The 21,646-nt window shown below is 70.6% G+C and carries 19 protein-coding genes; 11 read left to right on the top strand and 8 right to left on the bottom strand.

What is annotated here, in order from left to right; translation table 11 throughout:
- The first annotated feature begins 59 nt into the window (after nt 1–59).
- The 4 genes from LB823_RS22130 to LB823_RS22115 all read left to right on the top strand — a co-directional run bounded on the left by LB823_RS22130 (nt 60) and on the right by LB823_RS22115 (nt 2,624).
- Nucleotides 60–929, top strand: coding sequence for a hypothetical protein (locus tag LB823_RS22130; protein WP_224651665.1), 870 nt, complete (start codon nt 60–62; stop codon nt 927–929).
- A gap of 125 nt (nt 930–1,054) precedes the next feature.
- Nucleotides 1,055–1,225 (top strand): hypothetical protein, encoded by a 171-nt coding sequence (locus LB823_RS22125; protein WP_224651663.1) that lies wholly within the window; start codon nt 1,055–1,057, stop codon nt 1,223–1,225.
- Nucleotides 1,226–1,280: 55 nt separating this feature from the next.
- Nucleotides 1,281–2,423: a glycosyltransferase gene (locus LB823_RS22120; protein ID WP_224651661.1), complete on the top strand. Its 1,143-nt coding sequence runs from the start codon at nt 1,281–1,283 to the stop codon at nt 2,421–2,423.
- A gap of 9 nt (nt 2,424–2,432) precedes the next feature.
- The gene (locus LB823_RS22115; protein ID WP_224651659.1) at nt 2,433–2,624 is read left to right on the top strand and encodes a DUF3046 domain-containing protein; all 192 of its coding nucleotides are present in this window, start codon (nt 2,433–2,435) and stop codon (nt 2,622–2,624) included.
- Here LB823_RS22115 and LB823_RS22110 read toward each other — a convergent pair whose 3' ends face one another.
- A complete protein-coding gene (locus LB823_RS22110; RefSeq protein WP_224651657.1) occupies nt 2,625–5,765 on the bottom strand; it encodes an arabinosyltransferase domain-containing protein in 3,141 nt (1,046 codons plus the stop codon).
- Nucleotides 5,766–5,938: 173 nt separating this feature from the next.
- Here LB823_RS22110 and LB823_RS22105 point away from each other — a divergent pair, with 173 nt between their 5' ends.
- On the top strand, nt 5,939–9,523 hold the full coding sequence (locus LB823_RS22105) for an indolepyruvate ferredoxin oxidoreductase family protein (RefSeq protein ID WP_224651655.1): 3,585 nt from the start codon (nt 5,939–5,941) through the stop codon (nt 9,521–9,523).
- A gap of 75 nt (nt 9,524–9,598) precedes the next feature.
- On the opposite strand, the gene LB823_RS22100 is transcribed toward LB823_RS22105, so the two are convergent.
- Nucleotides 9,599–10,021 (bottom strand): DUF2000 domain-containing protein, encoded by a 423-nt coding sequence (locus tag LB823_RS22100; RefSeq protein WP_224651653.1) that lies wholly within the window; start codon nt 10,019–10,021, stop codon nt 9,599–9,601.
- 51 nt (nt 10,022–10,072) lie between these two features.
- Between LB823_RS22100 and LB823_RS22095 the strand changes: the two genes are divergently transcribed.
- The 4 genes from LB823_RS22095 (at nt 10,073) to LB823_RS22080 (ending at nt 13,453) form a co-directional block, all read left to right on the top strand.
- The gene (locus LB823_RS22095) at nt 10,073–10,876 is read left to right on the top strand and encodes an AraC family transcriptional regulator (protein ID WP_224651651.1); all 804 of its coding nucleotides are present in this window, start codon (nt 10,073–10,075) and stop codon (nt 10,874–10,876) included.
- Nucleotides 10,877–11,112: 236 nt separating this feature from the next.
- Nucleotides 11,113–12,162, top strand: coding sequence for a recombinase RecA (gene recA / locus LB823_RS22090; RefSeq protein ID WP_224651649.1), 1,050 nt, complete (start codon nt 11,113–11,115; stop codon nt 12,160–12,162).
- A 6-nt stretch (nt 12,163–12,168) separates the two neighbouring features.
- Nucleotides 12,169–12,777, top strand: a complete 609-nt coding sequence (locus tag LB823_RS22085) for a regulatory protein RecX (protein ID WP_224651647.1) — start codon at nt 12,169–12,171, stop codon at nt 12,775–12,777.
- 301 nt (nt 12,778–13,078) lie between these two features.
- Complete coding sequence (locus tag LB823_RS22080; RefSeq protein WP_224651645.1) at nt 13,079–13,453, top strand: VOC family protein; 375 nt, start codon at nt 13,079–13,081, stop codon at nt 13,451–13,453.
- A 3-nt stretch (nt 13,454–13,456) separates the two neighbouring features.
- Here LB823_RS22080 and LB823_RS22075 read toward each other — a convergent pair whose 3' ends face one another.
- Genes LB823_RS22075 through gluA form a run of 5 tightly spaced genes read right to left on the bottom strand, consistent with a single transcriptional unit; the run spans nt 13,457 to nt 17,976 of the window.
- Nucleotides 13,457–14,419, bottom strand: a complete 963-nt coding sequence (locus LB823_RS22075) for a glutamate ABC transporter substrate-binding protein (RefSeq protein ID WP_224651643.1) — start codon at nt 14,417–14,419, stop codon at nt 13,457–13,459.
- Nucleotides 14,420–14,424: 5 nt separating this feature from the next.
- Nucleotides 14,425–15,375: an amino acid ABC transporter permease gene (locus tag LB823_RS22070; RefSeq protein WP_224651641.1), complete on the bottom strand. Its 951-nt coding sequence runs from the start codon at nt 15,373–15,375 to the stop codon at nt 14,425–14,427.
- Nucleotides 15,372–16,046: an amino acid ABC transporter permease gene (locus LB823_RS22065; RefSeq protein WP_224651639.1), complete on the bottom strand. Its 675-nt coding sequence runs from the start codon at nt 16,044–16,046 to the stop codon at nt 15,372–15,374. Before LB823_RS22065 ends, LB823_RS22070 begins: the two co-directional genes overlap by 4 nt.
- 2 nt (nt 16,047–16,048) lie before the next feature.
- Nucleotides 16,049–17,248, bottom strand: coding sequence for a transporter substrate-binding domain-containing protein (locus LB823_RS22060; RefSeq protein ID WP_224651637.1), 1,200 nt, complete (start codon nt 17,246–17,248; stop codon nt 16,049–16,051).
- On the bottom strand, nt 17,248–17,976 hold the full coding sequence (gluA, locus tag LB823_RS22055) for a glutamate ABC transporter ATP-binding protein GluA (RefSeq protein ID WP_224651669.1): 729 nt from the start codon (nt 17,974–17,976) through the stop codon (nt 17,248–17,250). The genes LB823_RS22060 and gluA overlap by 1 nt, the downstream gene beginning before the upstream one ends.
- Nucleotides 17,977–18,160: 184 nt before the next feature.
- On the opposite strand from gluA, the gene miaB reads away from it, so the two are divergent.
- Together miaB and LB823_RS22045 are read left to right on the top strand one after the other, a co-directional pair.
- Entirely contained in the window at nt 18,161–19,681 is a 1,521-nt protein-coding gene (gene miaB / locus LB823_RS22050; protein ID WP_224651667.1) for a tRNA (N6-isopentenyl adenosine(37)-C2)-methylthiotransferase MiaB, read from the top strand.
- Between the two features lie 58 nt (nt 19,682–19,739).
- Nucleotides 19,740–20,366, top strand: coding sequence for a hypothetical protein (locus tag LB823_RS22045; protein WP_224651635.1), 627 nt, complete (start codon nt 19,740–19,742; stop codon nt 20,364–20,366).
- A 61-nt stretch (nt 20,367–20,427) separates the two neighbouring features.
- On the opposite strand, the gene LB823_RS22040 is transcribed toward LB823_RS22045, so the two are convergent.
- The coding region (locus LB823_RS22040) for a DUF349 domain-containing protein (protein WP_224651633.1) at nt 20,428–21,646 on the bottom strand (1,219 nt) is incomplete at its 5' end.

The raw sequence follows: 21,646 nt of genomic DNA, 5'->3' as shown, positions 1-21,646 counted from the left end.
GACCCCGCAGCAGGCCCCGAACCCGAACTTCCAGAAGCCCTGAGAACCGACGAGGAACGATGACTGACCAGCGAGGCCGCCACCGCACCGACTTCTCGGCGGTGGCGGCCTCTGCTGGTCGGATGGCCGCCTCCGCGATCAGCGCCGCGTCCACCGCGATGGAGACGGCGGCCCGCGCCGCCGACGAGGCCCGCGACAAGGCCGCCCGTCGCCGGGATCCCAAGGCGGCCCACCAGCGCTCCATCAAGCAGGCCCGCTACACCGTGAACAGCTGGGCCGCGACCACCTCCACCTCGGCCGTGGTGGCCGTCGGCGGCTTCGCCGCGGCCGCGCCCGTCGTGGGCGGCACCGCCACCGCCGTCACCGCGCTCATCGCCGTGCCCGCGGGATACGCCGTCCGCAAGCTGCGCCGCCTGCGCCGCACTCCGCCGCCGCCCCGCACCTACGCCCGCCGCGCGGTCCCCGCCCGCTCGTCGGCCCTCCACGACCCGGTGCGCGCGCTCGCCGACGCCGAGCAGGAGTTCCTGGCGCTCATGTCGGTGCTCACCCGCTCCGGCGCGCTGCCGCCCGACGCCCTCAGCGAGCTCGACGACGACGCCGAGACCTCCGCCGACGCCATCATCTCCTACGCCGAACAGCTCATCGACCTCGAGCGCGTCGTCGCGGGCGGGGGTGGCTCGGCCGCGTACCTGCGCGAGACCTTCGAGGATGGTCTCGACAGCCTCGACGAGGGCGTCGAGGCCTACCGCGAGATGGTCCGCTCCGCCGCGACGACGGTCGCCGCTGCGCGCCGGTCCCTCGGCTCGCCCGCCCGGTTCGACGAGCTCAGCACCGCGACGCCCCGCCTGCAGGAGACCGCCGAACGGCTGCGCGCCTGGGCCTACGGCATCGCGGCGCTGCCGCCGGTGCCGGATCCCCACACCTGGTGATCCGCTCTCGGGGTTAACCCCCAAATCTCCCTGAAACCGCAGTTCAGAGCGTGACTTCCGCGCTCCGACGGGGGCAGTATGGAAGGCGAAGGACTCAACGAAAATCCCCCGAAAGGTGCACCGCAATGTTCTGGAAGATCCTCGGCGCCATCGTCGCCATCTGGCTCGTACTGATGGTGGCCTCGGCGATCATCAAGTCGCTGTTCCCGCTCGCCATCATCGCGCTGGTGATCATCGGTATCGTCTCGGTGGTCAAGTGGCTGGGCTCGGGGAAGAAGACCCCGACCACGTTCTAGCGAGCCGCCCCGCGCACGCCCCCCGGGCGTGCCGCCGGCTCACGAAGGAGTGCGGGTGCGCATTGCGATCGTCGCGGGATCCGAGGCCGGGCATGCACTGCCCGGCCTCGCCCTTGCGCTCCGCCTGATCCGCGCCGGGCACGAGCCCGTCGTCTTCACCGGACGGCAGTGGGGCGGGGTCGGCGCGCGCTACGGCGTCGACACCCGCGAGCTGCCGGGCCTGGCCGCCCGACCGGGCGACGACGACGGCGACGCCGGATCCAAGATCCACGGCCGCGCCGCCCACATCGCGACGCAGGTCCTCCCCGGCATCGAGGCCTTCCGCGCCGACCTCGTGGTCGCCGACATCCTCACCCCCGGCGGCGGGATGGCTGCGGAACTGCTGGGTGTGCCCTGGCTGGAGCTCAGCCCGCACCCGCTCTACCTGCCCTCGGCGGGGCTGCCACCCATCGGCTCCGGTCTGGCCCCCGCGCAGACGCCGCGCGAGCTGCTCCGCGACGTCGTGCTCCGCGCCTTCACCGCGCGCGACCTGCGCAACGGCCGCCGTCAGCGCGAGGCCGCCCGCGCGGGCATCGGCCTCCCGCCCCACGACGGCGGGCCCGCCGGCCGGCTCGTCGCCACCATCCCCGCACTGGAGCTGCCCCGGCCCGACTGGCCGGCGCGGACGCACCTCGTCGGGCCCCTCACGCTCGAGCCCACGGACGATCCGTGCCCCGTTCCCGACGGTGCCGGTCCGCTCGTCATGGTGGCCCCGTCGACCGCGGCGACGGGGGAGCAGAACCTCGCCGAGGTCGCCGTCGACGGCCTCCGCGGCGCCGGCGTGCGCCTCGCGGTGAGCGGGCTGAACCCGCCCGCCTTCGACGAGCCGTGGGTCGCCAGCGGCTTCGGCCGCCAGGACGACCTGGTCGCGCGGGCCGACGCCGTGGTCTGCGGCAGCGGGCACGGCATGCTCACCAAGGCGCTCACCGCAGGCAAGCCGGTCGTCGTCGTCCCCGGCGGCGGCGACCAATGGGAACTCGCCAACCGCGTCGCGCGGCAGGGGAGCGGCGTCCTCGTGCGGCCCGCGACCGCTGAGGCGATCCGCGACGGCGTGCGCCGCGTCCTCGACGACCCGTCGTTCTCCCGGTCCGCCCGAGCCGCCGCCGACGGCGCCCACCGCGTCGCCGACCCCGTGCTGGTGTGCGAGGCGTATCGGTAACCTGGTGCGGTGCGCCTGACTGACTTCCGCGAACTGCTCTACGCCGAGTTCGGCGCCCTCCGCGGCGACACTCTGATGCGGGACCACCGGCTCAGCGCCTTCGGCGCGACCGGCGACCAGGCCATCGAGTCCGGCGTGGATCCGAAGGACGTCTGGCGCGAGCTCTGTTCCGAGTTCGACGTCCCCCGGTCCCGCTGGTAGCTACTCCTGGGGCGTCGGGCCCGGCGTCCACAGCCCGGACCGCGTGACCTCGGTCCGGCCCAGCTGCGCCGCCGGCGCATCGACGTAGGGCACGTACCGCTCCAGCGCGCCCCACTCCCGGCCCCAGTCGTGGTTCAGGTACGTCGGCACCGTCTGCGCCTTGGCGAGCAGCAGCGCCCAGCCCAGCGGCCCGCCGGCGTCGCCGCCCTGCCACGTGGTGGTCGCCGCGGCCGCGAGGTCGCGCTCGGGCAGGATCCGCCACCGCGGCTGCTCCGCGACGCCGCCGTTCTCGCGCCACTGGCGCTGGCAGGGGAAGCCGATGCCGGCGCCCCAGTCGACCAGCGTCGGATCGTCGGCCAGCAGCTCCTGCAGCGTCTCCAGCTTCGGAGCGCGCGGGGGCGTGTACGCCACCCAGGTGCTCTCCGACGGTGCCGTGATGCTCGCGCGCACGCGCACGGCGGTCGAGCCCGCGGGCACCGTCTCCGCGGGGACGCGGAGGTTGCGCCATGCGGGGAGCGGGCCGATGTCGATCGGCGTCACGGCCCCGTTCGGGGTGATCGTGCCGGTCCCGGAGCCGAATTCGAGCTGCAGGTCGCCGGGGTTGAACCGGCCGGCGACGCTGATCGTCAGCAGCCGGTCGATCCCGCCGGCGGGCAGCGCGTACCAACTGGAGACGGCTCGGGCCGAGTGCTGCGGCCCGGTCTGGCGGCTGCCGACCACCGGCACGCGCGCAGGGTCGAGCCCGAAGGGTAGCGCCGCCGTGGAGCCGTTGACGCCGGGCGCGTCGAGCGTGCCGCCGCCGGTGCCGCCCGTGTTCGACGGGGTGTTGTCGGCGTCGCCGGTGCGCACGAGGTCCGCGGCGCCCCGCGACGACGAGGACAGGCTGCCGGCGATGCCGTTCGGGGTGAAGTTGGTGTTGAGCTCCCCGACGAGCGGATCGGGGGCGTTGCCGATCGGCGCGAGCACGCCCGCGGTGGCGTCGCGCTCGACGAGCACCTCGTCGGCCATGCCGCACGGGTTGCCGGCGAGCGAGCGCAGGTTCTGCTGCCCGTAGGAGTAGGCCGGTCGCTGGATCATGATCGACGCGACGTTGGTGGCGCCGATCATCGCGATGATCAGCGTCGCGACCAGCGTGATCGGCGTCGCGAATCCCGGCAGGCGTCCGCCGACCTCGGGGACGCGCGGCGTCCAACCGGTGACGTGCACGACGAGCGCCGCGAGCAGCAGCACGACGGTGGCCGCGCCGAAGACGTTCGCGATCTTGATCCCGGCGACGGCCGGCTCGGCGCCGCCCCAGGGGATGCCGAAGTTGCCCGGGTAGAACCAGCCGTTGGTCGTCTCGAAGGCCAGCGTCGCGCAGCCCGCGACGGCCGCGAGGGCGAGCAGCCGGAACTGGGGGCGCCGGATGGTGCGCGGCCCGACCGCGACGACGGCGATCGCCGCGACCATCGCGCCGAGCGTGGCGAACGCGCCGAAGTGATGGGTCCACTTGGTGGGGTTGAAGGCCATGACCAGCAGCGAGACGCCGATGGCGGCCACGACGCGGCGCGCCGGTCCGGTCGCGATGCCGGGGATGCGTCGCCGCCACAGCAGCAGCGCGACGACGATCGCGGAGCCGAGGAACAGCGCGAGCATGGCGAACCGTCGGGCGACGGAACCGTTGGGGTTCTGCTGGAACAGGGCCTCGTACCGGATGATCTCGCGGTGCCACGGCTCGCTCGGCCCGACGTCGCCGAGCAGCTTGGTGGACTGCAGCATCTCGACGAGGCCGTGGTCGGCGAAGACGAGGAAGAGCACCGACGCGCCGGCCGCGCCCAGCGTCAGCAGCGTCGCCGCGTAGCCGTTCGCCTTCACGTGCGCCACGACGGCCCGCCACAGGGGAGCCGCAGCGACGAGGAAGACGACGAACGCGAAGCTGCCCGTCGGGGCCGCGGAGAGGGTCAGGCCGGCCACGACCAGGCCGAGGCCCGCGGGGGCGAGGCGGCGGGTCGCGACGGAGCGTTCCACCAGGCACCAGGTGACGACGGTGCCGACCGCGACGATCGGCTCCGGGCGCAGGCCGGGGTTGTAGGTGAGCCAGAACAGGGTGAAGACGGCCGCCATCGCCCACAGCGCCCGCGAGTAGTCCCGCGGTGCGCGGCGCTTGCTCAGCCCGAGGCGCGGCAGCACCTCGCGGGAGAGCAGGAACCACGCCAGGATCCCCGACAGCAGCGCGGGCAGGCGCAGCCACGGGCTCGAGACGCTGAGATCCGCCATCCACGACACCACGTAGAAGGGCATGCCGAAGGGCGCGTAGGGCGCGTCGTAGTAGCGGAAGACCTCGGGCATGTAGCCCGAGTGCGGCGCGGCCTTGATCATCCCGAGGATGTAGCCGTCGTCGGAGGTCGGCGCCCCGACGATGTGCCAGACCAGCAGGCTGCCGATCACGGCGACGTCGGCGAGGCGCACGTGCAGCCAGCTGCGGGGGAGCAGCCGGCCCCGGCGCCGGCCGTCGGCGCGGTCGAGCAGCGCCAGCGCGAGCAGCGAGAGGAGCACGCAGGCCACGCCGACGAGGATCGCGGTGCCCTTGAGCACCGACGGGGAGGAGGTGTACCGCGAGTCGACGTCGATGGTCATCTTCGGCGTCGGGCCCTGCAGGTCCGCGGGCAGGTCGGAGAAGACGCCCACCACCTGGGGCCGGAGATCGCCGCGGACGTCGCCCTGACCGGAGATGCCCGTGGCCGCGGCGAAGGCGTGATCGGCGTCGATCGCGATCCGCAGCTCGCCGCACCGCGCCAGGTCGGCGCGCGGCACGTGGTGCACCAGAGCGCCCCGCGAGCGGACCGTCAGCGCCTCGCCGTCGACGGTGACGTACAGCCCGGCCGTGCGCGCCCGGTCCCCGGCCGGCGGGGGCGTCGTGGCCGCGAGCACCGTCTGCCTGTCCGACGGTGCCGCCGCCGCGACCGCGCAGGGGATCGTCGCGTCCACCTCGAGCGGCTTGTACATCGTGAGCGGCGCGGTGACCGGCGCGAGTGATCCGGACTGCGGCCAGTCGATCGTGACGGCGGTCTGCTTGATCGGCAGCAGCGGCGTCGCGATCGCGAGCACCAGGCCGATCAGGCCGGCCACGACGGCGGCGATCCGGGCGATTCGGAGGTTCACGATCAATCAGGGTATCGGCCCGCAGCGGCGGGTCCGGTCGGCGCGCGGCGAGTCGCCCGAGACGGGTGTGAAATAGGTCGTCTCAGCAGTTATGCTGTGACCACCGACACAGCCCACGCCCGGTTCCGCCACCCCTGGAACAGGGCGTATTGAGAGAAAGCACGGTGGTTTCAGTGACCCTTGACGCCAATTCGCCGATCGAGAAGGTTCCCGGTGGCACGGATGCCACGCAGGCGGGCCGGCACGACGCCGACCCCCGGGGTGGGCAGTCCGCCGCGGTCGAGTCCTTCTCCCTGGACGATCGGTACACGCGCGAAGAGGGCACGATCTACCTCACGGGCATTCAGGCTCTGGTCCGCATGGTGCGCGACCGGGCGCGGCTCGATCGCCGCCAGAACCTCAAGACGGGCTCGTTCATCTCCGGCTACGAGGGCTCGCCGCTCGCGGGCTACGACCTGGAGATCGCCAAGCGCACGAAGTACCTCAAGGACTTCGACATCGTCCACCGCCCCGGCCTCAACGAGGAACTGGCCGCCACGTCGGTCATGGGCTCGCAGATCGCCGCGCAGGTCGGGCACCTCGACCGCGGCCTCGACGGCGTGACCGGCTACTGGTACGGCAAGGCCCCGGGCCTCGACCGCGCGACCGATGCGCTGCGGCACGCCAACATCATCGGCACCCACGCGGCGGGCGGCGCGGTCGCCCTCGTCGGTGACGACCCGGGCGCCAAGAGCTCGACGGTGCCGTGCGCCTCCGAGATGGCGCTGGCCGACCTGTACATGCCGATCCTGTACCCGGCCGATTCCCAGGACATCCTGGACCTGGGCGTGCACGCGGCGATCATGTCGCGCGTGTCCGGCCTGTGGACGTCGCTGAAGATCTCCGCGCACGTCGCGGACGGCTCCTCGACCGCCGACGTGCACCCGGACCGGATCCTGCCCGTCTACGGCGATCTCGGCACCAGCCCGCACGTCCCGTCGGGCCTGCTGCTCGGCGCGAAGCTGATGGAGCTCGAGCAGAACCAGCTGACGGTGCGCATGCCGCGCGCCACCGAGTACGCGCGGATCAACCGGCTCAACCGGATGACGGTGCGCTCCAGCGACGACCGGATCGGTATCGTCTGCGCCGGCAAGACCTACCTCGACGTGCGCGAGTCGCTGCGGCTGATCGGCATCGAGGACGACGAGCTCAACCGGCTCGGCATCCGCATCCTCAAGATGGGCATGGTCTACCCGTTCGAGCGGCAGATCATGCACGAGTTCATCGACGGCCTCGACGAGGTGATCGTGGTCGAGGAGAAGCGCGACTTCCTCGAGACCATGATGCGCGACATCCTGTTCCGCCACCCGGGTGCGCCGAACATCGTCGGCAAGACCAACGAGGACGGCTCCACCCTGTTCTCCCGCTTCGGCGAGCTGGACGTGGACTCGGTCTCCCGGGGCCTCGCCTCGCGCCTGGCGCGCGTGCACCAAGTGCCCGCCGCCAAGGACTGGCTGGACCGGAAGGCGCAGGTGCGCACCCGCATCGAGCTGCCGCTGGCGCAGCGCAGCCCGTATTTCTGCTCGGGCTGCCCGCACAACACCTCCACCAAGGTCGCCGACGACACGCTGGTCGGCGCCGGCATCGGCTGCCACGCGATGGTGCTCCTCATGGACCCGCAGCAGGTGGGCGACGTGACGGGCGTCAGCCAGATGGGCGGCGAGGGCGCGCAGTGGGTCGGCATGGCCCCCTTCGTCACCGAGAAGCACTTCGTGCAGAACATCGGCGACGGCACGTTCATGCACTCGGGCTCGCTGGCCCTGCGCCAGTCCGTGGCCTCGGGGGAGCGCATCACCTACAAGCTGCTGTTCAACGGCACCGTCGCGATGACGGGCGGCCAGGACCCGGTCGGCGAGATGACGCTGCCGCAGATCTGCACGCTGCTGCTCGCCGAGCGTGTCACCAAGGTCGTCGTCACGTCCGACGATCCCAAGCGCACCAAGGCCCTCGGCCTGCCGAAGGGCGTCGAGGTCCGCGACCGCGCCGACACGCTCGACATCCAGCGCGAGCTGGCCGAGGTCCCGGGCTGCACCGTCCTGGTGCACGATCAGCACTGCGCCGCGGAGAAGCGGCGCAAGCGCAAGCGCGGCAAGTACCCGGTGCCGAACCAGCGCGTCGTGATCAACGAGCGGATCTGTGAGGGCTGCGGCGACTGCGGCCAGAAGAGCAACTGCCTCTCGGTGCACCCGGTCGAGACCGAGTTCGGCCGCAAGACGCGGATCGACCAGAGCTCGTGCAACCTCGACTTCTCCTGCCTCAAGGGCGATTGCCCGTCGTTCGTGACCGTCACGCCGGGCGCGCAGGGCAAGGTGCGCAAGTCGGTGCCCGAGATCACCGCCGAGTCGATCCCGCAGCCGAAGAAGGCGCGCCGCGAGGCCGACGGCATGGCCATCCGTGTGACCGGCATCGGCGGCACGGGTGTCGTCACCGTCTCGGCGATCCTCGCGACCGCCACGGTGCTCGACGGCCACTCCGCGCGCACCGTCGACATGACGGGCATGGCGCAGAAGGGCGGCGCCGTGGTCTCGGACATCAAGGTGTCGGCGACGTACGTGGACCAGGCGGCGAAGGTGGCCTCCGGCGACTGCGACGTGTACCTCTCGTGCGACAGCCTCGTCGGTGTGGATCCGCAGAACCTCAAGGTGGCCTCGCCGGAGCGCACCACGTCGATCGTCTCGACCACCCAGGTGCCCACCGGGCAGATGGTGATCGACACCTCGGTCGGCTACCCCGACGCGGGCACCATCCATCAGGAGATCGACCGGGCGTCGCTGCGCACCGTCTACCTCGATCCGGGTGCGCTGACGCTGGAGCTGTTCGGCGACGAGCAGTACGCGAACATGTTCATGGTCGGTGCCGCGTTCCAGACCGGAGCGCTGCCGATCAGCTCGGCGTCGATCGAGCGGGCCATCGAGCTCAACGGCGTGGCCGTGGAGAAGAACCTGCAGGCCTTCCGTCGTGGCCGCCAGTCGGTCTCGGACCCGGCCGGCGTCAAGGCCGCGATCGACGCCCTGCACCCCGTGCCCGCGCCGGCCCCCGTCAGCGCGTTCGCCAAGGGCCTCGTCTCCGCCCTCGACGGTGGCTCCGAGGAGCTGCTCCGCCAGGTGGGGCTGCGGGTCGACGAGCTCGTCGCCTACCAGGACAAGGCCTACGCCGAGCGCTACGTCGACGACGTGGTGCGGGTCTTCCGCGCCGAGAAGTCGTGGGACTCGGAGGATCTGACCGCGGCCGTCGCGCACAACCTGCACAAGCTGATGGCGTACAAGGACGAGTACGAGGTGGCGCGCCTCTCGCAGGACGCCGGCTTCGCGGCACAGGTCGCCGACGAGTTCGGCGCCGACGCCAAGAAGGCGATCCGCCTGCACCCGCCGACGCTGCGCGAGATGGGCCTGAAGAACAAGCTCGCGCTGGGCGAGTGGGTGAACCCGGGCATGAAGACGCTGGCGAAGATGAAGCGCCTGCGCGGCACCAAGCTCGACGTCTTCGGCATGACCGAGATGCGTCGCATGGAGCGCACCCTCATCGCGGAGTACCGCGCGCTGGTGGGCCTCATGATCGCCGCCGCCGAGGGCGGCCGCGTCGCGGACGAGCAGCGCGACCAGGTCGTCGCCCTCGCCGAGCTGCCGGACATGGTCCGCGGCTACGAGTCGATCAAGACCGACAACGTGGAGAAGTACCGCGCCGCCGTCCAGGCGCAGCTGGAGGCGCTGGGCTGGTAGCTCCCGCTCTCCCGTGTTCGACGGTGACCGTCCCTCCGATCCGGAGGGGCGGTCGCCGTCGTCTCCAGGCCTGGATCACGGGTGCATGCGTGCGCCCTTGAGGATGCGGTCGACGGCGTTCTTGGGGCCGTGCACACCGATGCCGACGAGGTCGAGGTCGTCGCTGCCGACCGCCTGCACCGCGGCGCGGTTGTCCCGGTCGTTGCCGGTCGAGAAGAGCTCCCGGGTGAAGACGGAGACGGTCAGGCCCCGTCCCAGCGCCCGCCGGTGAGCGGCGCGGAGCGTCTCGCCGGCGCCCTCGAAGACGAGGACGGGCTGGCGGAACATCGGCAGGTAGGCGACGCCGTCGGCATCGGCGTAGGGCTCGCCGACGACCTCGGGGACGGTGGCGGCGATCCCGCTGACGAGGAACGCGGTGGTGTTGAGGCGCTGCCACCCGGCCAGGTCGTCCCGGAGCAGCACCGCGATCTTGGTGTCGAATCGAATCGTCTCGGTCATGCCTCCAGCGTCGCCGCCGCCCGGGCGGCGGGTCTTGTACATACTTGATGGATGTCCGCGGAGTCGACCGTCGCCTGGCGTCCGGACGTCGAGGGGATCGCCGAGGTGTTCCGGGCGCACTTCGAGGAGCACGCCTACCCGATGCACACGCACGACGTGTGGACGCTGCTCACCGTCGACCGCGGCCGCATCGGGTACGAGTTGGGTGGGGAGCGGTGCGATTCGACGACGCGGTCGGTGACGTTGTTGCCGCCGCACGTCGCCCACGACGGGCACAGCCTGACGGCGGGCGGCTTCGACAAGCGGGTGATCTATCTGGAGTCACGGATGCTCACCGGGGTCGGCCGCGCGGTCGGCAGGCCGACACTGCTCGACGGTCCGCTCCGCCGCCGCGTCGACCGCCTCAACGGTGCGCTCACGGCTCCGGGTGAGGAGTTCGAAGCGGCGAGCCGGCTCGCCCTGATCCTCGAACGCCTCCAATGGCACCTGGACGGGAATCCGCAGCCGCCGGAGATGCCGCGGAATCGGTCGGTCGCGCACGCCTTCCGGGACCTGCTCGACGGTCGTGTCCGCGAGGGGATGACCCTCGAGGAGGCGGGGCGCACGCTGTACGTGGACCCGACGCACCTGGTCAGGGAGTTCTCCCGCGAGTTCGGGCTCCCTCCGCACCGGTACCTCATCGGCAGGCGGGTCGAGCTGGCGCGCGGGATGCTGCTCGCCGGGGGAACACCCGCCGAGGTCTCGGTGGAGGCGGGCTTCCACGATCAGTCGCACCTCAACCGTCACTTCAAGTCGATGGTCGGGACCACTCCCGGTCGCTACGCGCGGAGCGGCGGAACCGCAGCTCGGAGGTGATCGGATCGGGGGCCTCGGCCACCCGATCGGCGCGGCGCGGCGTGTCGCGCGTTCGATGCTTGCTTCGAACGCAGGTTCGCCTATAGTCGACGGTGTTCGACGTGAAAGTGAGCCGGCGAGAGCGCGCCCGATGCGGATGCGAAAACTTGTCAGAGGGTCCCTCTAGCGTCCGTAGCAACAGTAGAACCCAGCGCCGGCGGCTCTTCCCAGTCCCGGCCCGAAGGACGGAGAGTCCCATGGCACCTGCGGCACCGGATCGCGATAAGGCCCTCGAGCTGGCCCTCGCACAGATCGACAAGAACTACGGCAAGGGCTCGGTCATGCGCCTCGGAGACGAGGTGCGTCAGCCCATCGCGGTGATCCCCACCGGCTCCATCGCGCTGGACGTCGCGCTCGGCATCGGCGGCCTGCCGCGCGGCCGCGTCATCGAGATCTACGGCCCGGAGTCCTCGGGTAAGACCACGGTGGCGCTGCACGCGGTCGCGGAGGCGCAGGCCAACGGCGGCATCGCGGCCTTCATCGACGCGGAGCACGCGCTCGATCCCGACTACGCCGCGAAGCTCGGCGTCGATACCGATGCCCTGCTCGTCTCGCAGCCGGACACCGGTGAGCAGGCGCTCGAGATCGCGGACATGCTGATCCGCTCCGGCGCGCTCGACATCATCGTGATCGACTCGGTGGCCGCGCTGGTCCCCAAGGCCGAGATCGAGGGCGAGATGGGCGACAGCCACGTCGGCCTGCAGGCCCGCCTCATGAGCCAGGCGCTCCGCAAGATGACGGGCGCCCTGAACAACTCCGGCACCACCGCCATCTTCATCAACCAGCTGCGCGAGAAGATCGGCGTCATGTTCGGCTCGCCCGAGACCACCACGGGCGGTAAGGCGCTGAAGTTCTACTCGTCGGTGCGACTCGACGTGCGCCGGATCGAGACCCTCAAGGACGGCACCGACGCCGTGGGCAACCGCACCCGCGTCAAGGTCGTCAAGAACAAGGTCTCGCCGCCCTTCAAGCAGGCCGAGTTCGACATCATCTACGGCCAGGGCATCAGCCGCGAGGGCTCCATCATCGACATGGGCGTCAACGAGGGCTTCATCCGCAAGTCGGGCTCCTGGTACACCTACGACGGTGACCAGCTGGGCCAGGGCAAGGAGAACGCCCGCAAGTTCCTGGTCGAGAACCCGGACGTCCGCGACGAGATCGAGAAGCGGATCAAGGAGAAGCTCGGCGTGGGCGCCGATGTCACTGCCGACGCCGACGAGATCGCTCCCGCGCCCGTCGACTTCTAGGCCGCGATGTCGGACTACGCCGACGACGAGGTCGTCTCGCGAGGTCGGCGCCGTGGGCGCCGCCCGCGGGGCGGCGATGACCCGGCCGCCGGCGAACCGCAGCAGAAGGAGCAGGACCCGGCGCAGCGAGAGGCGCTGGCCCGGGACCTGATCTACCGCGCCCTTGCGATGCGCGATCACTCGCGGTCCGAACTGCGGAACAAGCTCGCGCGCCGCGGCTTCGACGAGGAACTCACCGAGCGGATGCTCGACAAGTTCGTCGACGCCGGCCTCATCGACGACGCCGCATTCGCGCAGCGCTGGGTCCAGTCCCGGCACCAGTTCTCCGGCCGAGGACGCCGCGCCCTGGCGCAGGAACTGCGGACGAAGGGCGTCGGCGAGGAGGAGGCGTCGGCCGCGCTCGACACCGTCAGCCGCGAGGACGAGCGGGAGCGCGCCGCGGAGCTGGTGGAGCGCAAGCTCGCCCGCGTCGAGGTCCCGGAGGATCGGATCGATCGGGACAAGCTGGTGCAGCGCCTCGTCGGCATGCTCGGCCGCCGCGGCTACCACCCGTCGCTGGCGCTGTCGGTCGTTCTCGACGCGGTCCGCGAGAAGGCCGACGCCGCACACGAGTAGGCCACGGCCACACTGACAGCGCCCGAGCCGCCTGCGCGGACGTGCGCCGAAAGACCAGGGGAGTGGATCCCCAGCGAAGTGGAGCCCCCGGAGAACACTCCGGGGGCTTCGCTGTGCGCGCCCCCAGGTTCGGCCTCTATCCGGGGAGCGCGCGACCGGGTATCGTGCTCGGCATGACTGCCGGAACGGCCTCGGGCCACGCACAGACGGGTGATCCGGCGGACGGTTGACGGCGCGGTCTCCGCCGTTCGGAATCGATCAACGCAGCACCCCGATTCCGAACCCCCGAAGGAGATCCCCTTTGCCCGCACGTTTCAACCACACCATCATCTTCGCCACGAACAGCGACGAATCCGCGGCGTTCTACCGCGACTACCTCGAGGCCCGCCCCGCCGAGTCCTGGGGGCCGTTCACCAACCTCGAGATCGAGGACGGCGTCCTGCTGCAGATCGCGGCGCCGCCGATCGAGATCCAGCCGCAGCACTACGCCTTCCTCGTCGACGACGAGCACTTCGACCGCGCCCACGCGCTTCTCGTCGACCGCGGAATGGATTTCGCCGCCGACCCGTTCTGGAAGGAGCCCGGCCGGATCAATCACGGGCACGGCGGCCGCGGCGTCTACGTCCGCGATCCGGCGGGACACGGCATCGAACTGCTCACCAGCCCGTACCTGTGACGGTCAGCGGGCCGCACACGGCGCGCTCGTCGCAGTGAGGAAGCCGAGGTCCCCGATGCTGGGCACCAACCGGTCGCTGCCGCCGTCCCGTTCGACGGTCCGACCGGCCTCCTCGTCGCCGACGGCCCGCCGCAGCGAGCGCTCCCACTCACCGGATTCGAGCATCTGCCGCAGCGCGGCGTTGACGGCGTCGCGGGCGGCGTCGTCGCCGCGGGCCAGACCGATGCCGTACCTCTCCACGGAGAAGGGGGCGCCTGCGGAGCGGAGCCGGCCGTCGACACAGGTGTCCTTCGGCAACACCATGTCTACGAGGCGGAAGGCGTCCGGACGCTGCGCGGCGAAGCCGGCGAGGATCACCTCGTCGGTGGTCACCGCGTCGACGGCGCGGCGCGCCAACGCGTCCGCGCACGCCGAATAGGTGTCGTACTCCAGGAGCCGCACACCGGGGAGCAGGGCGGCCACGGTGCGCGCCGACGTCGAGCCCGTCACCGAGCACAGCGTCCGGTCGCGCCCGAGATCGGAGACGGTGCCGACGGCCGCCTCGTCCCTCCGCACCAGCAGGCCCTGCCGGGTCGTGAGGTACGGCCCGGCGAAGGTCACCGCGGAGACGCGGGCGGTGTCGATCGAGTACGACGCGACGATCGCGTCCACCTCGCCGTTGTCGATCAGCTGCTCGCGCTGCGAGGTCGGGCTCTCACGCCAGGAGATCCTCGGTTCGGCCTTCCCCCGGGCCGCGGCCACCGTCCGCACCACGTACCGGGCGACGTCGATGTCGAAGCCCGAGTACTCCCCGTCGTCGCCGCGCAGCCCGAGTCCGGGCTGGTCGGCCTTGACGCCGAGGAGGACGGCACCGTCGTCGATGGACCGCAGCAGGCTCCGCGGCGACGGCCCCGAACACGCGCAGAGCGCGGCCATGAGCACTGTGATCAGTGCCAGGGCCGCGCTCGCGCGGGGTCTGGAGGGCACGGCGGTCAGTCGCCGTAGTCCTGCCGTAGATCCTTGTGCTTCGGGTCCGGGTGGGTGGTCTCCATGACCTCCTTGGACATGAGCCCGGGCTCGGGGAGCGGCGCTATCGGAGCGTCGACGATCATCTTCTTCTTGCGGCCCTCGCGGAGGTTCTTCTCGATGTTCGATGCGAGTGCCGAAAGTCCGAAGTTGATGAGGATCATGATGATCGCCACCATGATCAGCGACGGGATGACGTTGCCCCACTCGTTGCCGGCCTGGATGCCGGACTTCACCACTTCGATGTAGCCGATCTGGTAGCCGAGGGCGCTGTCCTTGAGCGCGATGACCATCTGCGAGATCAGCGCGGGCAGCATCGCCGCCACGGCCTGCGGCAGCAGGATCAGCCGCATGGTCTGCGACTTCCGCAGCCCGAGCGCCTTGGCCGCCTCGAACTGGCCGCTCGGCAGGGAGTTGATGCCCGACCGCAGGATCTCCGCGATCACCGAGCCGTTGTACAGGGTGAGGCCGAACACCACCGCGAAGAACGCGATGTAGTCCGACGTGAACACCTTGTAGACGCCGAAGACGATGTACAGGAAGTAGATCAGGATCAGCACCGGGATGGCGCGGAAGAACTCGACGATGGCGCCCGTCGCCCAGCGCACCGACCGGTGATCCGAGAGCCGGCCGATGCCGAGGAACGCGCCCATGATCATCGCGAGGATGATCGAGGCGAGCGCGGCCTTGAACGTGCCCCACAGGCCCGGGAGGATGTACGTCCCCCAGTAGTTCGTGTCGACGAACGGCTCGAGCTTCTCCCGATCGAACTGGCCGTTCGCGGCGAACGCCGTGATCACCCAGGCGAACAGGCCCACCACCACGACGATGAAGGCCACCGCGATGATGTTGTTGCGCACGCGGGCCTTCGGGCCCGGCGCGTCGTAGAGAACGGTCGATGTTGCCTTGGCGCTCATCGCTTCACCGCCAGTCGCTTGGCGAAGTAGCCGAAGACGGCTCCCTCGGAGAGTGTGATCACCATGAACGCCGCCGCGAAGATGACGAAGATCAGGATCAGCTGATCACTGTGCAGTTCGAGCTGTTCCTTCATCAGCAGCGCGGCCTCGCCGACACCGATGATCGAGGCGATCGTGGTGTTCTTCGTGAGCGCGATAAGCACGCTGCCCATCGGGGCGATCACCGCGCGGCCGGCCTGCGGCAGCACGATCAGCCGGAACACCTGGATGAAGTTGAGGCCCAGCGAGCGCGCCGCCTCGGCCTGCCCCAGCGGGACGGTGTTGAAGCCGGATCGCAGTGTCTCGCACACGAACGTCGCCGTGTAGACGACGAAGCCGATGACGGCGAGCCAGAAGTTGTTGTTCTCGGTGAAGTCCGAGTCGTTCGGCACCAGCGCGAGCGCCATGTTCTGGTACAGGCCGAGCGAGAGGAACAGGATGATGAGCGTCAGCGGCGTGTTCCGCACGATGTTGACGTACCAGGTGCCGAACACCCGCATCGCGGGGACGGGCGACACCCGCATGCCCGCCAGGATCGTGCCCCAGATGGTGGCGCCGATCGCCGACCAGAAGGTCAGCTTGATCGTCACCCAGAACGCCGGCCACAGCTGTGGCCCGAGGTCTTCCCACATGTTCAGACACCTGCCTTCGTGCATTGCGCCTGCGGATCGGCCTTCGGCAGCGTCATCGTCTGGCCGTTCACCGTCACCTTCACGTTGCCGTCCTTGTCGGGAAGCAGCCACGACTGATCGCCGGGAACGGCGACGAGGACCGACTTGGGCTTACCGCCGTCGACGGGGCGGCCCTGGTCGATCATGGTGTTCGCGTACTCGCCGAGGTTCTTCCGGAGCGCCTGGAACAAGGCGTTGTCGGGGTTGGCGTAGGCGAGACCCGTGAAGCTCGAGACGACCGCCGCGGGGACCACGCAGGACGGGGCCGACGGAACGGCCTCCGCGTCGTACGTCGCGGTGCCCTGCTCGCCGAGGATCATCTGGCGCAGCGCCTTGTTGACCTCGCGGAGCGCGTCGCCGTCACCCTTGCGGAGGCCGATGCCGTACCGCTCGGTGGAGAACTGGTCGCCCTTCTTCTTCTCGGACTTGGTACCGGTGCTGCTCGTGAGGGTCACGTCCTTCGGGTAGGTCATCGGCACGATGTCGAACTCGCCCGGGTACTTGGCCTGGAAACCGGCGAGGATCGTCGCGTCCGTCGTGAGCGCGTCCAGTACGCCGCGCCGGACGCCCTCGACGCACGAGGCGTAGCCGTCGTACTGCTGCAGCTGGACGTTCGGCAGGGCCGCCTTCACGTTGATCGCCGAGGTCGAGCCCGACACCGAGCACAGCTTGCGGCCCGAGTTGAGGTCTTCGAGGCTCTTGATCGGGTCGGCGGTCTTCTTGCTGACCAGGAGGGCCTGATAGGTCGTCAGGTACGGGCCCGCGAAGTCGACCTTCTTGGTGCGGGCGGCGCTGATCGAGTACGTGGCGGCGATCATGTCGACCTCGCCGTTCTCGATCATCCGCTCACGCAGGGGAGACGGGGTCTCCTTCCAGGTGATCTTCGGCTCGGCCCAGCCGTTGTTCTTGGCGACCTGCTTGATGACGAACTCGGAGACGTCCACATCGGATCCGCTGTGGGACTTGTCCGGGTTGCGGTTCGCCAGGCCGGGCTGGTCGTACTTGGTGCCGAGGACGACGTCGCCGCTCTTGATGGAGGCGAGGAGGCTGCGGGGGGTGTCCGTGCCGCACGCCGACAGGACGGGAACCGCCACGAGGGCGGCGGCGACGGCGGCGATCGCGCCTCGCCACCGACGGGGTCGGGTGCTCTGCGGGGATGTCATCAGTGCCCCAGGATCTTGCCGAGGAAGTCCTTCGCGCGGTCGGACTTCGGTGCGGTGAAGAAGGACTCGGGCTCAGTGTCCTCGACGATCTGGCCGTCCGCGAGGAACAGGATCCGGTCGGCGGCCTTCCGCGCGAAGCCCATCTCGTGGGTCACGCACACCATCGTCATGCCCTCTTTCGCGAGGCCCACCATCACGTCGAGCACCTCGTTGACCATCTCCGGGTCGAGCGCCGAGGTCGGCTCGTCGAACAGCATCACCTTGGGGCCCATCGCGAGCGCCCGGGCGATCGCCACGCGCTGCTGCTGCCCGCCCGAGAGCTGCGCGGGGTACTTGTCCTTCTGCGCGACGATGCCCACCCGGTCGAGGAGCTCCAGTGCGCGCTTCTCGGCGTCGGCCTTGTTCTGCTTGCGGACCTTCATCGGGCCGAGCGTCACGTTGTCGAGGATCGTCTTGTGCGCGAACAGGTTGAACGACTGGAAGACCATGCCGACCTCGGCGCGCAGGTTCGCGAGGCCCTTGCCCTCCGACGGGAGGACGGCACCGTCGATCTTAATGGTGCCCGAGTCGATCGGCTCGAGCCGGTTGATCGTGCGGCACAGCGTGGACTTACCCGAGCCCGACGGGCCCAGCATCACCACGACCTGCCCCTTCGGCACGGTGAGGTTGATGTCCTTGAGCACGTGGAGGGCGCCGAAGTGTTTGTCGACGGACTCGATCTCGATCATAGGGACCGCGCCGGTGGGCCCGGTAGCTGCGGGAGTAGTCATGGAGTCGACCCTATGATTGATCAGGTTTCGTCCGAGTAAAGTCCGCAGTATTGGTGCCGCGAATTTCCGACAGTGCGCCTCCGTGACCGTTCGACGTGCTCGGACCGAGCGATTTGCACTCGCCGGATACCCTGGTGAGGTGATCGAATCAGCCTCCACCAGCACCACCGGCGCCCGGACGTATCAGGTCAGAACGTACGGCTGCCAGATGAACGTGCACGATTCCGAGCGGCTCTCGGGCCTGCTCGAGGACGCCGGCTACGTGCGTGCGGACGGCGGCGAGCAGGCGGACCTCGTGGTCTTCAACACCTGCGCGGTCCGGGAGAACGCCGACAACAAGCTGTACGGCAACCTCAGCCACCTCGCGCCGATCAAGCGGGAGCGGCCCGGCATGCAGATCGCCGTCGGCGGCTGCCTCGCCCAGAAGGACCGCGGCACCGTCGTCAAGAAGGCCCCGTGGGTCGACGTGGTCTTCGGCACCCACAACATCGGCTCCCTGCCGACCCTGCTCGAGCGCGCCCGGCACAACGAGAAGGCCGAGGTCGAGATCAAGGAGGCGCTGGACGCCTTCCCGTCGACGCTGCCCGCCCGCCGCGAGAGCGCCTACGCCGGGTGGGTCTCCATCTCGGTCGGCTGCAACAACACCTGCACCTTCTGCATCGTGCCGAGCCTGCGCGGCAAGGAGGTCGACCGCCGCCCCGGCGACATCCTCGCCGAGGTCCAGGCCCTCGTCGACCAGGGCGTCTCCGAGGTCACGCTGCTCGGCCAGAACGTCAACGCCTACGGCGTGAACTTCGCCGACCCGGAGCTGCCGCGCGACCGGGGCGCGTTCGCGGACCTGCTGCGCGCCTGCGGCCGCATCGAGGGCCTCGAGCGGGTGCGGTTCACCAGCCCGCATCCCGCCGAGTTCACCGACGACGTCATCGACGCCATGGCGGAGACCCCGAACATCTGCCCCCAGCTGCACATGCCCCTGCAGTCCGGCTCGGACCGCGTGCTCAAGGAGATGCGCCGCAGTTACCGCAGCACGAAGTTCCTCGGCATCCTCGAGCGCGTCCGCGAAAAGATCCCGCACGCCGCGATCACCACCGACATCATCGTCGGCTTCCCGGGGGAGACCGAGGAGGACTTCCAGGGCACCCTCGACGTGGTCGAGAAGGCCCGGTTCAGCTCCGCCTTCACTTTCCAGTACTCGATCCGCCCCGGCACCCCGGCCGCCGACCTGCCCGATCAGCTGCCGAAGAAGGTCGTCCAGGAGCGCTACGACCGGCTCATCGCCCTGCAGGAGCGGATCACGCTCGAGGAGAATCGGAAGCAGGTCGGCCGGCGCGTCGACCTGCTGGTCGCGCTCGGCGAGGGCCGCAAGGACGCCGAGACCAAGCGCATGTCCGGGCGCGCCCGCGACGGCCGGCTCGTGCACTTCGCCGGCGACGAGGGCATCCGTCCCGGCGACGTCGTCGAGGTCGAGATCACGGGCGCCGCGCCGCACCACCTCGTCGCGGACGGCGGCGTGCTCAGCCATCGCCGCACCCGCGCGGGCGACAACGTGGAGGCCTCCATCACCCCCGTCACGGCGCCCGTCGGGGTGGGTCTCGGGCTGCCGCCGGTCGGCCGCCCGGCGCCCGCCGCCGCACCCGCGTCGACGGGGTGCTCGACCTGCTGATCGCCTCTACGACGACCTGTAGGAGACAACGCTCGGTGCGGGGTGGACAATGGAGGCCATGAACGCCGACAGCGAGAACCCCCGGAGCGCCGAAGAGCTGGAGAGCCTGCGCTCGCAGGTCGAGTCCGTCGAGCGCAAGCTCGCCGGCGAGTTCCAGGTCAGCCCGCGGATCCTGGTGGCCGCGATCGCCGTCGTCGTGGTGATCGGCTCGCTCGCGCTCCCGCACACCGGATCGGTGACGGGCATCGAGATCATCACCGGCGACCCGCACATCGAGGGCAGCTCGCTGGTGATCGTCTCGAAGATCTTCGTCTGGCTCGAGGTGCTGTTCGGCGTCTTCGCCTCGGGCGCCGCCCTGCTGACCCGCCGCTGGGTGCTGTCCGTGATCGCGGGCGCCGGCTGCGGCGTCGCAATCGTCTTCGGCCTGCTGTCGGTGTGGTCGCGGCAGACCACCGGCCTGCACGGCGAGCCGCCCACGGGCGCCGGGATCGGGCTCTACCTGGGCTGGCTCGCGATGATCGTGCTCGCGATCGTCTGGATCAAGACCATCTGGGCCCGCACGCCGTTCCAGCTCGCCGCCGAGCAGGAGCGCCGCGACGCCGCCTCCCAGTGGGACGAGTTCGCCCGGTCCAACCGCATCGGCCAGCAGCCGCCGCGCCCGCAGCGACCCACCGACCAGTCCTAGCAGCGCCGAAACGACGACCGCCCGGCGAGAATCTCGCCGGGCGGTCGTCGTCGTTCGGGCTTCAGCGGTCTTCGATCGCGCCTTCGGCCGCGTCGGCCCACTCGCGCCACTGCTGCGCCTGCTCGCGCAGCCGCACGGCGTCCTTGGCCTTGCCGGCGCTCTCCGCCTTCTCGGCCTGCTCCTCGAACTGCGCGACGCGGTCCCGGAACTGCGCGGCGCGGGCCGCGGCCTCGGGGTCGGTGCGGCGCCACTGGGTGTCGTCCGCGGCCTTGATCTTCTTCTCGAGCGCGCGGATCCCGGCCTCGAGGGAGCCCATCTGCTCGCGGGGGACCTTGCCGATCGCCTCCCACTTGTCCTGCAGCTCGCGCAGCGCGGTCTTCTGCGCGGGGAGGCTCTGGGCGGATTCGATGCGCGGGGTGTACTCGTCGAGCAGCGCCTGCTTGGCCTTGCCGTTCTCGGAGAACTCGGCGTCCCGCTCGTCGGCGGCGGCGTTGCGCGCCGAGAAGAACTCGTCCTGGATGCCCTTGAACCGGGCCCACAGCGCGTCGTCGGTGTCGCGCGGCGCGCGGCCGGCCGCCTTCCACTTCGCGAGCAGGTCGCGGAACTTCGCGGAGGTCTCGCCCCACGAGGTGTCGTTCTTGAGCTTCTCCGCCTCGGCGATCAGCTCCTCCTTGCGCGCCTTCGCGCCGGCGCGCTCGCGGTCGAGCTCGGCGAAGTGCGCGCCGCGCCGCTTGTTGAAGGCGTCGCGGGCCTTGGAGTAGCGCTTCCACAGCGCGTCGTCGGTCTTGCGGTCGACGCCCTTGATCGTCTTCCACTCGTCGAGCAGGGTGCGCATCCGGTCGCCGGCGGTCTTCCACTGGGTGGCCTCGGCCGCGATCTGCTCGGCCTCCGCGGCGAGCGTCTCCTTGCGGGCGATGCCCTCGGACCGGCTCTTCTCGCGGTCCGCCTGCGCGGTGACGATCGCGGTGTCCGCGCCCGTGAGCAGCGTGCCGACGCGGGCGGCCAGGCCGTCGAGATCGCCGACGACCGCCGCCGTGGGCAGCGTGTCCGCGACCTGCTGGGCCGCGGTGCGGATCTTCTTCGGGTCGCCGGTGCCGCTGGCCAGGCGCTCCTCGAGCACCTCCACCTCGGTGGCGAGCTCGTCGTACTTGCGGCCGAAGTGCGCGAGGCCCTCCGCGGACTCGCCGGCCTGCCACGAGCCGACGGCCCGCTCGCCGCCGGAGGTCACGACGTAGACGGTGCCGTCCTCGTCGACCCGGCCGTGCTTCGTCGGATCGGAC

The organism is Tsukamurella sp. M9C, assembly GCF_020169415.1.
Lineage (GTDB): Bacteria > Actinomycetota > Actinomycetes > Mycobacteriales > Mycobacteriaceae > Tsukamurella.
Note: the sequence above shows the minus strand (reverse complement) of the source record. Positions and strands in the feature narration are given on the sequence as shown.